The organism is Variovorax sp. 05N34, assembly GCF_056397405.1.
On record NZ_JBFTNI010000008.1, the window covers coordinates 295880 to 310127 of the forward strand.

A 14248-nucleotide genomic window follows, 5' to 3' on the forward strand; every position below is an offset into this window, starting at 1 on the left:
TCGGCGCGATCCCGCCCCAGCCCTCGCTTCAGCATTCCAAGCACGATGGGCTTCATCTCAATACCGAATCCGAGGATCGAAGAGCTGATAACTCAAGTCGATCAGCAAATTGATCACGACATACACCCCCGCAGAGAGCAGCAGCACGCTCTGAATCACCGGATAGTCGTGTCGTTGAACCGAATCGACCACCAGCCGCCCCACACCCGGAATGGCGAACACCGTCTCCGTCACGACCACGCCGCCGATGAGCAATGCGATGCCCACGCCCACCGTCGTCGCGATTGGTACCGCCGCATTGCGCAACGCGTGACCCAGCACGGGCAGCACACCCAGGCCCTTGGCGCGCGCCGTGCGGATGTAATCTTCGTGCAGCACTTCCATCACCGTCGCGCGCGTCATTCGCGTGACCAGTGCGATATAGACCAGCGCGAGATTCACGCAGGGCAGCACGATACTTCGCAGCCACGGGCCGAGGCCCTCGCTCATTGGCACATAGCCCTGCACCGGGAACCACGGCAGCCGGATGGCGAAGCCGTAGACCAGCAGGTAGCCCACCAGGAACGAGGGCACCGAGAACGCAAGGACCGCGAACAGCATCACCAGCCGATCGACCCAACTGCCCGCGCGATGCGCGGCGAGCGTGCCGAGCGGAATGGCGATCAGGATCGTGAAGAGCATCGTGACCAAGGCAATCGTCAGCGTGGGCTCGATGCGCTGGCCGAGCAAGGTGGTCACCGGGACCTGCGTGAAAATCGACGTGCCCAGGTCACCTGTCGCCAGCTTGCCGATCCAGATCAGGAACTGCTGCCAGATCGGCAGGTTCAGGCCCAAGGCTTCGCGCAAGTGGCGGATGTCGTCCTCGGTGGCAAGGTCGCCCGCGATGAGCGCGGCCGGATCTCCCGGCGACAGATGGATCAGCAGGAAGACCACCACCGCCACCACCGCCATGACAGGCAGGGTGGCGACAAGGCGACGCAGGATGTAGCCCATGGTTGGCGCTTGCGTGCAGTCTTACTTGTCCAGCGCCCAGACCAGCGGCATGCCGCCCCAGAGCTTGTCGAGACCCTTGAGATCGGCGCGCGCGGCATAGACGGCGGAATACTGCCCCGCGTTGATGTAGGGCACGGCTTCGAAGGCGCGGGCCTGGAATGCGTCGAGTCGCGGCTTGCGCTGGGACGCATCGGTGGCCTGGAGCCAGGCGGCACGCAAGGCGTCGAGTTCCTTGTCGCAAGGCCAGCCGGGCAAGGAATTGCCGCAGGCCGGGCTCAGGTAGGCATTGGTGATGGGCGAGTTGGCATCGAACTCGCCGGCAACGGTCACGTACACGTTCCAGCCGCCTGCCGATGGTGCGTCGCGCTTGGCGCGGCGGGCACCGATCGAGGCCCAGTCCATCGACTGCATGTCGACGTTCACGCCAATGCTGCGCAGGGTCTGCGCGGCCATGAGCGCGAGCGCATTGAGGTAGGTGACGTCTGTCGGCACCAGCAGCACAACCTTCTCGCCCTTGTAGCCGGACTCGGCCAGGAGCGCCTTGGCCTTCGCGAGGTCCGGCTTGGCGTGACCCTGCGAGCCGGCCGCCGTGTCGTTGGGGCTGCCGCAGATGAAGTAGGTGTGGCAGTAGGCCATGCGCATGTCCGCCGGGTAGCCCATTGCCGCGACGAACCGCTCCTGGTTCACCGCCATCTGGAAAGCCTGGCGCGCCTTGATGTTGTCGAAGGGCGGATGCAGCTGGTTGAGCACCAGGAAGGCCTGATAGCTGCCGCCCGTCCCCACCTTGATCTTGCTGTCGGCGCGCAGCGGTGCGATGTAGTCCGGCGGGAGCTGTTCGATCAGGTCCACCTCGCCGCGCTGCAAGGCGGCGACGGCGCTGTTCGCGTCGGGCAGGTAGAGCCATTCCACCCGATCGAAATTGCTCTTCTTGCCGCCGGAGAGGCCATTGACCGGCTCTGTGCGCGGCACGTATTGCGTGTTGCGCACGAAGACCGCCTTGTTGCCAGGCACCCATTCGTCGCGCTTGAAGACGAAGGGGCCGGAACCCAGCACTTCGGTCATTGGCGAGGTGGCAGGCAGCTTGGCGAGCTTCTCCGGCAGGATGAAGGCCGGGTAGCCCGAAGGCTTGGCGAGTGCGTCCAGCACCATGCCGAAGGGCTCCTTCAGCGTCAACGTGAAGGTGCGGGCGTCCGCAGCTTTCCAGTCGGCGCCGTTTGCCGCCAGCGCGCGGCCGAGGCTGTCGCGGCTGGTCCAGCGTTGCAGCGAGGCGATGGCGTCCGCGGGCGTGACGGGCGAGCCGTCGGAGAACTTCAGTCCCGGGCGCAGCGTGAAGCTCCACTGCTTGCCGTCTGGCGACTGGGTGTACTTCTCCACCATCTGGGGCTGGGGCTTGCCGGTGGTGTCCTGCGCGAACAGGGTGTCATAGACCATGTAGCCGAAGTTGCGCGAGATGTAGGCCGTGGTGAAGGTCGGATCGAGGATCTTCAGGTCGGCATGCGCCACGATGCGAAGGGTCTTCGCTGGCGCCTGCGCCTGCGCCATCGCGGCCGGGCTGAGCATGCCCAGCGTGAGGGCGCCAAGGGCGGCCAGGGCAGCAAGGGTGCGTCGTTTCATCGTCGGAACTCCGGGAAGGGTCGTCACAAGGGAGGGGGAAGAGGTTCGCGTGTCAGGCAGCCAGTGCATCCATCGGCCACTTGGGGCGCTGGATCTTCTGATAGGGCAGGGTGTTGAGGTCGAGCGTCACCGAGCCCGGCGCGGCGACATAGATCACGTGCTTGCCCACCTTGGAGAAGGACGCATAGAAATGCTGCGAAGACTTCACCACGATGAGCCGCTTGGCCGTGAGGTCGCAGCCGAGCTGCGTGAAGAGGTCCGTGCCCATGGCTTGATTGCGCAGCGTGATCAGCACGATCTCGATGCCGGCGACTTCGACGAGCGCGCAATCGCCCATTGCCGTGGGCGTGCCCGCGAGACCCGTCATCACAAGTGCGGGCTTGAGCGCCTTGACGGTGCAGTCCAGGTCCAGCGGCTGACCTGAAAGCGGACTGATCTTGCCGCCGATGCGCATCGGAAGGCGCGCGCCTTCACCGGCATCGAAGGCGATGCGCACGGCGATCGGGTCCCACAGCGGGCCGAGCGCGGCATTCGTAATTCCCCGTTCGAGCATGCGCTGCAGCACGAAGGTCGAATCGCTCGCGGCGCCGCCGCCTGCGTTGTCGGCGCCGTCCGCCATGACCACCGGGCCGCCCTTGAAGGCCATCGCCTCGTCCAGCGCGGCATCGATGGCGGGATAGTTCACGGTCAGCGCATCGCGCATGCCGATCACCTCGTCCGCGAGCTGGCGTGCCAGCGCTTGCGCCTTTGCGGCATCGCCGTCGGTGTAGACCAGCGTCTTGGTGCCCATGCCGGGCACGTCGCCCCAACTGAAGCCGTGCGCCAGCGAGACGGAGAGCACGCCGTCCTTGCCTTCGAGCGATTGCATGCGCTGCACAAAGCCGCGTGCGGGTTCGCGCGAAGTGTGGACCGTGAGGATCAAGCCGGTGTCCACCACGGCGGCGACCGGGCTGATCTTCTTCTGCGCGGCTGCCACGCACAGGTCCACCAGTTCCAGGCCGCGTTCGAGCACGTCGGTGTGCGGGTACTCCTTGAAGGCGATGAGCATGTTGGCGTGCTTCACCATCTCGGGTGTGAGATGGCAGTGCGGGTCGAGTTCGGCGCCGACGACCGTGTCCGGGCCGACCAGCGCGCGCACGCGCTGCAGAAGGTCGCCTTCGCAGTCGTCGTAGCCATCGGCCACCATCGCACCATGCAGGCCGAGCAGCACCACGTCCACCGGCAGGGCGGCCTTCAGGTCGCGCAGCAACTCGTCGCGCAGGGACTCGTAGGCGTGGCGCGTTGTGATGCCGCTGGGCTGGGCTGCGGCGACCATGCCTTCGATGAGCGTCCAGCCGGCTTCCTTGCCGCGCAGGCGCGCAGCCCACAGGGGCCCGGAAAACAGCATCATCGAATCGGGATGCTTGCCGGCCGGGAAGTAGCCGCGATCACGGAACGACGCCAGGCCGGTCGGCATGGGTCCGAAGGTATTGGTTTCGGTGGCGAGGGAAGCGCTGAAGACACGCACGGCGGAGTACTCCTTTGTGAATGACGAATGGAATCAGACAGAGACGACGTCCTGCTTGCGCAGACGTCGCGGGCTCAGCATCTCTTCGGTGAGGCCGAAAGAAGAAGGGTGCGGGGGCACCGGCAGCCCGCGCGCGAGTGCGGCGCAGGTCTCGCCCATTGCGGCGGAAGTCTGGATGCCATAGCCGCCTTGGGCGGCGATCCAGAAGAAGCCCTCCACCTGATCGTCGAAGCCGCCGACAAGGTTGCCGTCGCCCACGAAGGAACGCAGCCCGGCCCAGGTGCGCGTGGGCCGGCGGATCTGCAGCGTGGTCATTTCCTCGATGCGGTGGATGGCCATGGCGATGTCCAGCTCTTCGGGTTGGATGTCCTGCGGATCGACAGGGTCTGCGTTGGCGGGTGAGCCAAGCAACATGCCGGCATCCGGCTTGATGTACCAGTCTTCCGTCGCGCCGTGGACCATCGGCCAATGGCTGGGGTCCTGCTCGGGCGAGGCGGCAAAGATGAAGGCCGATCGGCGGCACGGCTGAAGGCCCAGCGGCTGTGCGCCGGCGAGTTGCCCGATCACGTCGCACCACGCACCGGCTGCATTGAGCACGACCGGGGCTTCGTATGTCGACGCTCCTGCGGTCAATTGCCAGCGGCCGCCCACGCGCCGCATCTGCGAAACATCGGCATCGCACACCAGCGTGCCTCCGGCGCGCCGCATGCCGCGCAAATAGCCCTGATGGATTGCGTGCACGTCCATGTCGGCGGCATCCGGTTCGTAGACGGCGCTGTGCAGCAACTCGGCCCGCAGGGCTGGGACGAGCGCGCACGCTTCGGCGGGCGTCAGGCGGCGAGCACGGGGCGACATCGCGCTGAGCACCTCCCAGTGCGCGTCGAGTTCGGCGTGCTGCTCGGGCGTTCCGACCATCATCGCGCCGCGAGGCGTCAGCAGCGGATGCTCGGTGAAACCCGCTGGCGGCGACTCGAAGAATGCGCGGCTGGCCAGCGTGAGCGCGCGCACCTGCTCGGTGCCATAGCTTTCCATGAAGAGGGCCGCCGAACGCCCGGTCGAGTGATAGCCGGGCTGTGATTCGCGCTCGAGCACGATGGTGCGCCCATGCGGTGCAAGCCAGTGCGCGACGGATGCGCCTGCGATGCCCGCACCGATCACGAGGAAGTCGGCTTGAATGGCGGCGGTCTCGGAAGTCATGGTTTGGAAGAGCGATTGGCGTCAGGGGTGCGGGAGACGCGGAGTGTAGGGACAAATTTGCGGATACGCAAAAACAGTCGGGGAGTTTCAGGGTAAACACTCACCGCTCACATTGGTGAATTTGCGCATCCGCAATTTGCGTTGACGCAAAATCCAGGCCAGCAAGCAGCCGTGTCCATGGCGCCGGCTGGCAGAATCCCTGCTGGGCAGGCCCGCCGAGACACACAGGAGATCGAGGATGAATCTATGAAGCCGCGCGAGAGCGAGGACGCGCAGCCCGAGGGTCAGTTGCTGGACCGCGAGACCTTCGGGCGCCGTTTGCGAAGCGCCCGCAAGAGTCTCGGCTGGACGCTGCAGCAGTTGTCGGAACTCTCAGGCGTTTCGGTGCCGACCATCTCGCGTGCGGAACGCGGGCAACTGGCGCTGGGCTACGAGAACTTCGCAGCACTTGGCCGCGCACTGAAGATGGACATGAACGCCATGTTCGCGGGCGAAGGCGTGAAGACCACGGCCCTGCAGGCGCCGGTCGTGACGCGATCCGGAAAGGGCGTGGTGTATCGCGGCCTTTCCTTTGCCTACGAATTTCTCGGCACGACCGCCACCGGAAAGCTCATGAGCCCGGTGATCGGCACCGTGCACGCGCGGCGCATCCACGGACCCGAGGACTTCGCGCGCCATGACGGCGAGGAGTTTGCCTACGTGCTCTCGGGCACGATCGAAGTGCATTTCGAAGTCGGGGAGGTCGTGCGTCTGGAGCGCGGCGATTCGCTCTACTTCGACAGCCGCATCGGCCATGCCTACGTCAGCATCAGCCGGCAACTGGCGCGCATCGTCGGCGTGACTTCGACGGAAAGCCTCTTGATGCGCACGGCGCGGGCGGGGGAGCAGCGGGGGCCGGTCCGCGCCGTTGTGAGCAAGCCTGCGGTGCGTTCGCGGGCCAAGGCGGGCAAGAGCTGACGGCTATGACGAGAGCTGCTGCGGTGGCTGCAATTGCCGAAAGACATTCGCACCCAGGGCGGTGCCATGCACCGCCAGGTGTGATCCCAACTGGATGGCCTGCAGCAGTTCGGCCGGCGGTACGCCCTGCGAAAGCGCGACCGACAGCATCTGCTTCGTCGCTTCGGGATTGAAGGCAGTGAAGCACGCGTGCAATGCCACCTGCACCAGACTGCGCTCCGCCGCGCTGAGGCCCGTTCCAGGCCGGCCTTGTTCGATGAAATCGAGCAGCACCTCCACATAGCCCGGGTCCATCCTCGCAACAGCGGCAAGGGAGAGGCCGTGCGCAGGACCGAGCGAATCGATCCGGCCCCGAAGCGCGTCGCCGATCGACCCGGCCGCATCCGTCCCGGCGAGCTCCGCGAGGATGTCGGCGGCCTGCGCCACACTGGCGACCCCTTGCACGGCCACGAGGTGCAGCACGTCGAAGATGTCGGCCTGCGTGGCGCCGACTTCGAGCGCACGCTTCATGTGCGTCTGCAGTCCTGATTCGAAGAGATGGGACGAAGAGCTGTCGAGCGCCACATAGATGAGCTCGACCATGCGCGGCGACAGCGGACCGGTGCGTGCGGGATAGCCGGCATAGCGCGCGTACTGCGCCACGAAGCCGGGGCACGCCTGCAGCATCGTCTCGGTCCAGGGACGCCAGTAGCCGCGCTCGGCGATGAAGGCTTCCTTGATTCGTGCGAGTTCGGGGTCGGTGATGTTTTCCGGCTGCGCGCTCATCGTGCCTCTCCTTGAGCGGGGCCGCCGCAGACCAGCGTCTGCCCCGTCAGGTACTGCGCGGCTGGGCCGCAGACGAAACGCAGCAGCGGGTGGAATGATTTCGGCTGGAGGTCTTCGGGCACTTCCAGCGCGTTGATGCGCATGGCGCGACCGCCCCATTCGCAGGCGAGGGTCGACACCAGCATGCGTGCCGCTGCACCGTCGCCGGCGTCCTGCCAGCGGCCCTGCCGCGTGCATGGCAGCAGCACCGTCAGGCTGGCCTGCTGCTTGTAAGCGGCATGGAAGCGCGTGGCAGCGGCATGCACCGCCTGCAACAGGCCCGGTCCTTCGCAGGACAGCGGCGACAGGTCGAGACACGCGTCGTAGTGCTGCGCCGCGGTGGGCTCTGTCGTCGCGGCTTGCCACGTCGCAGCGTCGCCGCCGTGGACTTCGAGGCGTAGCGGCAGGTCCAGGGGCAGCGGCTCCAGCGTGGCCGGCTCGAAGCGCTGGCTGCCTCCGAAGATGGAAGAGCCACCGTTGAACGCCAGCACCTGTCCGTGCAGAGGCGCCGCGCCTGGACTTGCCAGAAAGAAGAGCGCCTGCGCCATCTCGGCAGGGGCGGCCATGCGCCCGAGCGGAATCTTTCCGACGGCGTTCTCAGGCTTGATCCGGCCGGCCTGAATCAGCCCGTCCACCAGCTCGGTTCGAACGAAGCCGGGCGCGAGCACCGTCACGCACCAGTCGGGCCGCGCTGCCGCGAGGGCTCGTGTTTGCGCGATGAGCCCCGCCTTGCTCGGGCTGTAGCCGCCGCGCCATGGGATCGCATGCAGCCCCGCGCCGGATGCGACATTCACGATTCGCGCGGCCAGCTTGATCAGATGCATGCACGCGTCGATCACGGCCGCCGGCGCAGCCAGGTTGAGCGCCAGCAATCGGGCCATCTGTGCCGGCGATTGTTCGGCCAACGGCGTGTTCGATGCATCGGACATGCCGGCGTTGTTGATGAGCGCGTCCAGTGCCGGCGTGCCGTCCCGAAGCGATGCAATCTGCGCCGGATCGGTGAGGTCGACGGTGCGAAGCACATGCGCCGACGAAGCGGGTAGAGGCAACGTCCGCCCCAGCGCATGCAAGGCCTCTTCGTTGTGATCGACGAGCACGCATTGCCAGCCCGCGGCGGCGAAGCGTCGCGCGGCATCGCGGCCGATACCCGAAGCGGCACCGGTGATGAGGACCGTCTGCATCTGCGGGTGTCCTGCGAATGTCAGATGTTGGTCAGCGTGATGCCGCCGTCCACCGTCAGGCCCTGCGCCGTGATGAATCCCGCCTCGTCGCTCGCCAGGAAACAGATGGCGCGCGCGATGTCTTCGACCGTGCCGAGTCGGCCCAGCGGCGTTCGCGCGATGCGGTTGGCATCGCGCGCGGCGTCGCGGTTGCGCTGCGTGCCTTCTGTGGGAACGGCCGATGGGCACACCGCATTGACACGAATGTTGCGCGCGCCGAGCTCCGCTGCCGCCGCACGCGTGATCCCCATGATCCCGGACTTGATGCCCGAATAGACCACCGAGTTGGCGGCCGAGCGCAGGGCCGCCACCGACGCCACGTTCACGATCGAGCCGCCGCGCTGAGGGTCCATCACCGCGACGGCTTCCTGCAGGCTCCAGACGACCGATTTGAAGCCGACGTCCAGCATGCGGTCCATCGTCTCGGGCATGATTTCGGGGATGGTCTGGTAGCGCACCCAGGCCGCGTTGTTGACCAGGATGTCGAAGCGCCCGCCGTGCTCCAAAGAGCGCCGGATGGCGTCCCGGATGCCTTCGCGCGTGGCGATGTTCATCGGCACGGCGAATGCTTTTCCGCCGCGGTCCTTGATGGTGTCGACGACCGGGGAAACCAGTTCTTCCTTGATGTCGTTGACGCAGACCGTGGCGCCGCGGGCCGCCATCTGCAGTGCGGTCTCGCGGCCGATGCCGGCGCCTGCGCCGGTGATGAGGGCCACGCGGCCGAGCAGATCCTGATTCATTCGAACTCCTTCATTCATGCCGCGGACTGGATGAAGTCCAGTCCGGCCTGGCGCGCGAGCGATCCCGATCCGAACGCCGCATCGAACTTGCGCATTTCGCGCAGGGCGTAGTGCAGAGGCACTTCCCAGGTGAAGCCCATCCCGCCATGCAGGTGTATGGATTTCTCCAGCACGAAGGCCGCATTCGCCAGCGCATTGGCGAGCACTGGTCCGGTCGCGCGCACATGGCCGTATTCGTCCTTGCGCAACAAACGCTGGATGCCGGCGCTGGAGGCCTCCTGCACCAGCCGCATGCGCGCCAGCAGGTGGCGCACCGCCTGCTTGGCCGAGAGAGGGCGTCCGAACTGCACGCGGGTCGCCATGTAGGTGGCCGTGGTGGCGAGCGCACCTTCGGCCGCGCCGTTGACCCAACCGGCGATCAGGATCTCGCCGTCGCGCTGCAGAGTGGCGAAGGTGCCGGCATCGAACTCGGCGAGCACCTTGGCGTTGTCCAGCGTGAGCCACGACTGGGGATAGTCCGGGTCCAGCGCGGCGTCGTCCTGGATGTCGATCGATTCGAGGTCCAGCAGCGCGCCGCCGCCCTGGCCATCGGCGACCAGCACCCAGTCGCAATGGCGTGCGTGGCGCGCGTGGCCTGCAAAGCCCTCCCGCAGGCTGCCTTGCAGTGCCCAGGTGGCGACACGCGTGCCGCCGGCCAGCTCCGCCGCGAGCGGCGAATCGCCGAGCGCCTTGGCGATCAGCAGCGTTTCGATCAGCGGCCACTGAAGGCGCAGCTTGCCCGCCTCGGCCACGATGGGCAGCGCGAACTCGGTTCCCAGCGCAAGTCCGCCGGCATCTTCGCTTGCGCATACGCCGCACAGCCCCGCATTGGCAAGCACTGCGGCGGCTTCGCGGAAGCCGCGGGCTTGTGCGGCTTGTGCGTCTGCGATCGCATCGGCAGCGGCCTGTGCGAACTCCTCCGGTTTGAGATCGTTGTCCGATGCGCTCATTTCAGCGACTCCTGGAGGTCCGTGGGCAAATCCATGATGCGTTGGGCAATGATGTCCAGCTGCACTTCGGTGGTGCCCGCATAGATAGTTTCGGCGCGGGCATAGAGATAGGCGCCGGTGAAGTGCTTGCGCGCGCGTTGCGCCAGCGGGCTCGACCGCGGATTGACTTGCGACACGACCGACAGCGCGAGGCCCATGAAGGCCTGGTGGCATTCGGACCAGTACAGCTTGGTCAGGGAGCCGCGCGCGCCGATCTTGTCGCCGGCCGCGAGCTGGTCCACCGTGCGTTCGACCAGTCCCTTGAGCGCCGCGATTTCGCCGACCACATCGCCGATGCGGCGCTGGTATTGGCCGTCTTCGAGCACCTTCGACAACCGCGGATCGGACTTGCAGGCGTTGACGAGCTGGCGCAGTTCGCATTCGAAGCGCCACGCGCGGTACATGCGGTTGGTCGCGCGTTCGATCGACAGCACGCGGATCGCTGCGTTCCAGCCTTCGTCGGGCGCACCGAGCCTTGCGTTGTCAGGCACCACCACGTCGTCGAAGAACACTTCGGCGAACGAGTCCTTGCCGTCGATCGACTTGATCGGCACCACGCGGATGCCGGGCGTGTCCATCGGCACCGCGAACATCAGCAGGCCGCGGTGCTTGTCGGCGACGGTGCCGGTGCGCGTCAGCAGCAGGCAGAAGTGCGCCTTGGCCGCGCCGCTGGTCCAGATCTTCTGGCCGTTGATGCGCCAGGTGTCGCCTTCCTGCACCGCCTTGGTCCGCAAACGTGCGAGATCGGAGCCTGCGTCGGGCTCGGAGAAGCCCTGGCACCAGTAGTTGCGCATCGAGAGGATGCGCGGGAGGAAGAATTGCTTCTGCTCTTCGGTCCCCACGGTCTGGATGATGGGCCCGGCCAATTCCTTGCCGATCGAGCTCACGCTCTCGGGCATGGCGAGCGCGCCCACTTCCTTGTTGACGGCGAGGTGTTCGCGCAGCGTGAGCCCGAGGCCGCCATAGGCCTTGGGCCACGTCATGCCGGCCAGGCCCGCGTCATACATGGAGGCTTCCCAGTCGCGGCACTCGTCCAGCGTGGGTGTGCGGTAGTCGAGGCTGTCGGCACGCATGTGCCCGGGCAGATGCGTGCGGAGCCACTCGCGCGCATATTGGCGGTAGACGGCCGGACCCGCCGAGGCGGCCGGGATGGCCGGGTTTTTTTCCGTGTGCATGAGAGCCTTCAAGAGGTGGGAACCATCAGCGCATCGAGCACGAGCACACCCTCGCCTTCAGGCCTGACAAGGATCGGGTTCATGTCGATCTCGGCCACATCGCCCGCATGGCGGCATGCGAATTCCGATAGCCTTGCCACGGTGCGCGCGGCGGCGCCGACGTCGGACTTGGCCTGGCCCCGGGCGCCGTCGAGCAGCGGATACATGCGAAGGCTGCGGATCATCCGCGCAGCCTCTTCTTCGGAAACAGGCGCGACCTGCACGGCGACGTCCTTCAGGATCTCCGCGTGGATGCCGCCCATCCCCACCATGACGACCGGACCAAATACGGGGTCGCGCGAAACGCCTGCGATCAGCTCCACGCCGCCCCGGACCATTGGTGCCACGAGCACGCCGTCGAGACGCGCTTCCGGCGCATGCCGGCGTGCGTTGGCAATCAGGCGGTCATAGGCCTGGCGCACCGCGTCGTCGCCCTTCAGGTCGAGCGCCACGCCGCCGATTTCGGTCTTGTGGGCGATGTCCTCCGATGCGATCTTGAGGACCACCGGATAGCCTGTCGCCCGTGCGCTGCGAACGGCTTCTTCAGCGGAAGAAACCACCTCTTCGCGCGGCACGCTGATGCCGGCGGCTGCCAGCGCCTTCTTGGCGTGGAACTCGTTGCGGAACACAGCCGGATCGACTTTGTCGACAGGGCCGCTGTACGCCGCTGCCGGAGAGAGACTGGCGAGTTGCCCGAGGCGAACCAGCCCGGCCATCCCGCTGGCCGCCGCAGGGATGCTCGGGAACACGGGGATGCCCAGCGCATTGATCTCGGCCACCGCATCGGCCGGGCCCTTGCTGATGAGGACCATCAGGCGATCGGGGTGGCTCTGGCGAATCTTCGACAGCGCTTCCATGTACACGCCGCGCAGCCGCGGGTTGTACAGCGAGAGGGCGAGCAGCAGCACCAGTGTGCTGCCGGCCGCATCGCCTTGCAGTGCGGTCAGCATCTTCAAGAGGATGTCCGGCCGGGCGGACATCTGTGCCGATGCGTCCACCGGGTTGTTCGTGCCGGCGGTCGGCACGGCTTCGCGGATCAGGGCCCGGGTCGTGTCCGCCAGTTGCGGAAGCGCCATGCCGGCTTCGACCATCGCGTCGGCCATCATGATGCCGAAGCCGCCGGACGCAGCCACCAGCGTCACTGCATCGGTGGTGGGCAGGCGGTCCGCACCCAGCAGGGCCGCTGCATGGCCGACGTCGAGAAGTTCTTCGAACGAGCGCACGCGCAGCACGCCGTAGCGCCGGAAGACCGCATCGAACACCGCGTCCGAGCCCATCAGCGCGCCCGTGTGCGACGCGGCCGCGGCCTGGCCTTGCGCGGTGGCGCCGATCTTGAGCGCGATCACCGGCTTGCGATGGCGACGTGCCATGTCGAGCGCTGCGATCAGCCTTCCTGCATCGCGGCAGGTCTCCATGCAACACAGAATGATGCGCGTGGCGGAATCGTTCGCCAGTGCGGCGATGCCATCGGCGACATCCACGTCGGCTTCGTTGCCGGTGGCGATGAAGCGGCTCACGCCGAGGCCGCGATCGGCCATGCAGCGCATCGTGAAGCTGCCGATGTTTCCCGACTGCGAGACGATCCCCACCTGCCCGGCAGGCGGCATGCTTTGTTCGAGCGCGATGGAGAACGAGGCCACGAGCCGGTCCACCACGTTCACCGCGCCGAGGCAGTTCGGCCCGAGCAGACGCATGCCGTGGTTGCGCGCCACGTGGACCAGTTCGGCCTGCAGCGCCGCGCCCTCCGCGCCCGCCTCCGCGAAGCCGGTGGAGAGAACCACCACGCCGCGCACACCGCGGTTGCCGCAGTCGCGTAGGGCCTGCAGAGTGGCGTTCGCGGGCACCGCCACGATGGCGAGTTCGGGCGCCGTGGGCGTGTCCAGCACCGAAGCGTAGGCCTGCAGACCCTGGATGGTTCCGCCCTTCGGGTTGATGGGATAGATCGCGCCCGCATACCCGTACTTGCGCAGCAACTGGACCGGGCGGCCCCCGATCTTGGTGACGTCGTCGGACGCGCCGATCACCGCAACGCTGCGTGCGCTGAAGAATGCGTCGAGCCCCGCGCCCGGCGTGGCCTGAACCTGGGTCAGCATCTTCACCGTCCCTTGAAGACCGGCGTGCGCTTCTCGAGGAAGGCCATGCGCGCTTCACGCGCGTCTTCGGTCTTTGACAGCGCAACGGTGAATTCCTGCTCGAAGCGGTAGGCATCGCGCTGGGGCATCAGGTCGACCATGTTGGCCGCGCGCTTGGCGTAGATGATGGCCAGCGGTGCCTTCGACGCGATCTCGCGTGCGAGCGCCATCGTCACCGGGAGCAGGTCTTTCTCGGAAACCACTTCCTCGATCACGTTGCGCCGGAAGAGCTCTTCCGCGGTCAGTCGCTGCCCCGTGAAGAACATGCGGCGCAAGGTCGAGCGGCCGAACAGCGTCTTGAGCATCGAGGCGCCGCCGGCCAGTCCGACATTGATCTCGGGCATGCCCACGGTGGTGTTCTCGGAAGCGTAGAGGATGTCGCAGGCGGCAGCGAGACCGAGCCCCGCGCCCAGGGCGGTGCCGTTGATTGCGGCGATCACCGGCTTGGCGCATTCGCGAATCGCATTGCCGGTCTCGCGGGTGATGCGGTTGTGATCGAGGAAGTCGCCGGCGATCGTGTGGTCGGGGCGGTCCTTCAGGTCGGCGCCCGCGCAGAAGACGCTGCCGGTGCCGGTCAGCACGGCGCAGCGGATGTCCTCACGCTCGGAGATGGCGTCGAACGTCGCCACCAGTTGGCGGCGCATGTCGCGGTTCAGGGCATTGACGGGCTTGCGGTCCATCGTGACCAGGCCGACACCCTCGGAGACTTCCAAACGAACCCATTCATCACTCATATATCACCTCGGTAATCGGCACCGCGCGCTGCGGCATCCATCTGGATAAAAGAACGATTCCGACAAACAGGCTTTTCGCTGCGGCAGATTCTTTTCCTGGCTTCGGGC

General features: G+C 66.7%; 12 protein-coding genes. 1 reads left to right on the forward strand and 11 read right to left on the reverse strand.

The features are described from left to right. Nucleotides 1–57: 57 nt before the first annotated feature. From AC1DMA_RS22390 to AC1DMA_RS22405, 4 genes are read right to left on the reverse strand one after another with little or no spacing between them, the layout of a single operon-like run. Nucleotides 58–993, reverse strand: coding sequence for an ABC transporter permease (locus AC1DMA_RS22390; RefSeq protein ID WP_478145527.1), 936 nt, complete (start codon nt 991–993; stop codon nt 58–60). Between the two features lie 21 nt (nt 994–1014). After that, complete coding sequence (locus AC1DMA_RS22395; RefSeq protein ID WP_478145528.1) at nt 1015–2607, reverse strand: ABC transporter substrate-binding protein; 1593 nt, start codon at nt 2605–2607, stop codon at nt 1015–1017. 52 nt (nt 2608–2659) lie between these two features. Next, complete coding sequence (locus AC1DMA_RS22400; RefSeq protein WP_478145529.1) at nt 2660–4114, reverse strand: M81 family metallopeptidase; 1455 nt, start codon at nt 4112–4114, stop codon at nt 2660–2662. Between the two features lie 33 nt (nt 4115–4147). Continuing rightward, nucleotides 4148–5311 carry an NAD(P)/FAD-dependent oxidoreductase gene (locus tag AC1DMA_RS22405; protein WP_478145530.1) on the reverse strand — a complete coding sequence of 388 codons (1164 nt, stop codon included), beginning with the start codon at nt 5309–5311 and terminating at the stop codon, nt 4148–4150. Nucleotides 5312–5557: 246 nt separating this feature from the next. On the opposite strand from AC1DMA_RS22405, the gene AC1DMA_RS22410 reads away from it, so the two are divergent. Further along, nucleotides 5558–6268 (forward strand): helix-turn-helix domain-containing protein, encoded by a 711-nt coding sequence (locus tag AC1DMA_RS22410; protein ID WP_478145531.1) that lies wholly within the window; start codon nt 5558–5560, stop codon nt 6266–6268. Nucleotides 6269–6271: 3 nt separating this feature from the next. Here the strand turns inward: AC1DMA_RS22410 and AC1DMA_RS22415 are convergent, their stop codons facing one another. Genes AC1DMA_RS22415 through AC1DMA_RS22445 form a run of 7 tightly spaced genes read right to left on the reverse strand, consistent with a single transcriptional unit; the run spans nt 6272 to nt 14140 of the window. Further along, on the reverse strand, nt 6272–7033 hold the full coding sequence (locus tag AC1DMA_RS22415) for a carboxymuconolactone decarboxylase family protein (protein ID WP_478145532.1): 762 nt from the start codon (nt 7031–7033) through the stop codon (nt 6272–6274). After that, complete coding sequence (locus tag AC1DMA_RS22420; protein WP_478145533.1) at nt 7030–8253, reverse strand: SDR family NAD(P)-dependent oxidoreductase; 1224 nt, start codon at nt 8251–8253, stop codon at nt 7030–7032. The genes AC1DMA_RS22415 and AC1DMA_RS22420 overlap by 4 nt, the downstream gene beginning before the upstream one ends. Before the next feature lie 20 nt (nt 8254–8273). Continuing rightward, nucleotides 8274–9032, reverse strand: a complete 759-nt coding sequence (locus AC1DMA_RS22425) for an SDR family NAD(P)-dependent oxidoreductase (protein ID WP_478145534.1) — start codon at nt 9030–9032, stop codon at nt 8274–8276. A 14-nt stretch (nt 9033–9046) separates the two neighbouring features. After that, nucleotides 9047–10021 (reverse strand): acyl-CoA dehydrogenase family protein, encoded by a 975-nt coding sequence (locus AC1DMA_RS22430; RefSeq protein WP_478145535.1) that lies wholly within the window; start codon nt 10019–10021, stop codon nt 9047–9049. Next, a complete protein-coding gene (locus AC1DMA_RS22435) occupies nt 10018–11235 on the reverse strand; it encodes an acyl-CoA dehydrogenase family protein (protein WP_478145536.1) in 1218 nt (405 codons plus the stop codon). The genes AC1DMA_RS22430 and AC1DMA_RS22435 overlap by 4 nt, the downstream gene beginning before the upstream one ends. An 8-nt stretch (nt 11236–11243) precedes the next feature. Beyond that, entirely contained in the window at nt 11244–13367 is a 2124-nt protein-coding gene (locus AC1DMA_RS22440) for an acetate--CoA ligase family protein (protein ID WP_478145537.1), read from the reverse strand. Between the two features lie 2 nt (nt 13368–13369). Continuing rightward, complete coding sequence (locus tag AC1DMA_RS22445) at nt 13370–14140, reverse strand: enoyl-CoA hydratase/isomerase family protein (protein WP_478145538.1); 771 nt, start codon at nt 14138–14140, stop codon at nt 13370–13372. Nucleotides 14141–14248 lie beyond the last annotated feature (108 nt).

Bases quoted from the DNA above. Each gene is read 5' to 3' on its own strand.
- AC1DMA_RS22390 (WP_478145527.1), bottom strand. From the start codon at position 993: ATGGGCTACATCCTGCGTCGCCTTGTCGCCACCCTGCCTGTCATGGCG.
- AC1DMA_RS22395 (WP_478145528.1), bottom strand. From the start codon at position 2,607: ATGAAACGACGCACCCTTGCTGCCCTGGCCGCCCTTGGCGCCCTCACG.
- AC1DMA_RS22405 (WP_478145530.1), bottom strand. From the start codon at position 5,311: ATGACTTCCGAGACCGCCGCCATTCAAGCCGACTTCCTCGTGATCGGT.
- AC1DMA_RS22410 (WP_478145531.1), top strand. From the start codon at position 5,558: ATGAAGCCGCGCGAGAGCGAGGACGCGCAGCCCGAGGGTCAGTTGCTG.
- AC1DMA_RS22415 (WP_478145532.1), bottom strand. From the start codon at position 7,033: ATGAGCGCGCAGCCGGAAAACATCACCGACCCCGAACTCGCACGAATC.
- AC1DMA_RS22420 (WP_478145533.1), bottom strand. From the start codon at position 8,253: ATGCAGACGGTCCTCATCACCGGTGCCGCTTCGGGTATCGGCCGCGAT.
- AC1DMA_RS22425 (WP_478145534.1), bottom strand. From the start codon at position 9,032: ATGAATCAGGATCTGCTCGGCCGCGTGGCCCTCATCACCGGCGCAGGC.
- AC1DMA_RS22430 (WP_478145535.1), bottom strand. From the start codon at position 10,021: ATGAGCGCATCGGACAACGATCTCAAACCGGAGGAGTTCGCACAGGCC.
- AC1DMA_RS22435 (WP_478145536.1), bottom strand. From the start codon at position 11,235: ATGCACACGGAAAAAAACCCGGCCATCCCGGCCGCCTCGGCGGGTCCG.
- AC1DMA_RS22440 (WP_478145537.1), bottom strand. From the start codon at position 13,367: ATGCTGACCCAGGTTCAGGCCACGCCGGGCGCGGGGCTCGACGCATTC.
- AC1DMA_RS22445 (WP_478145538.1), bottom strand. From the start codon at position 14,140: ATGAGTGATGAATGGGTTCGTTTGGAAGTCTCCGAGGGTGTCGGCCTG.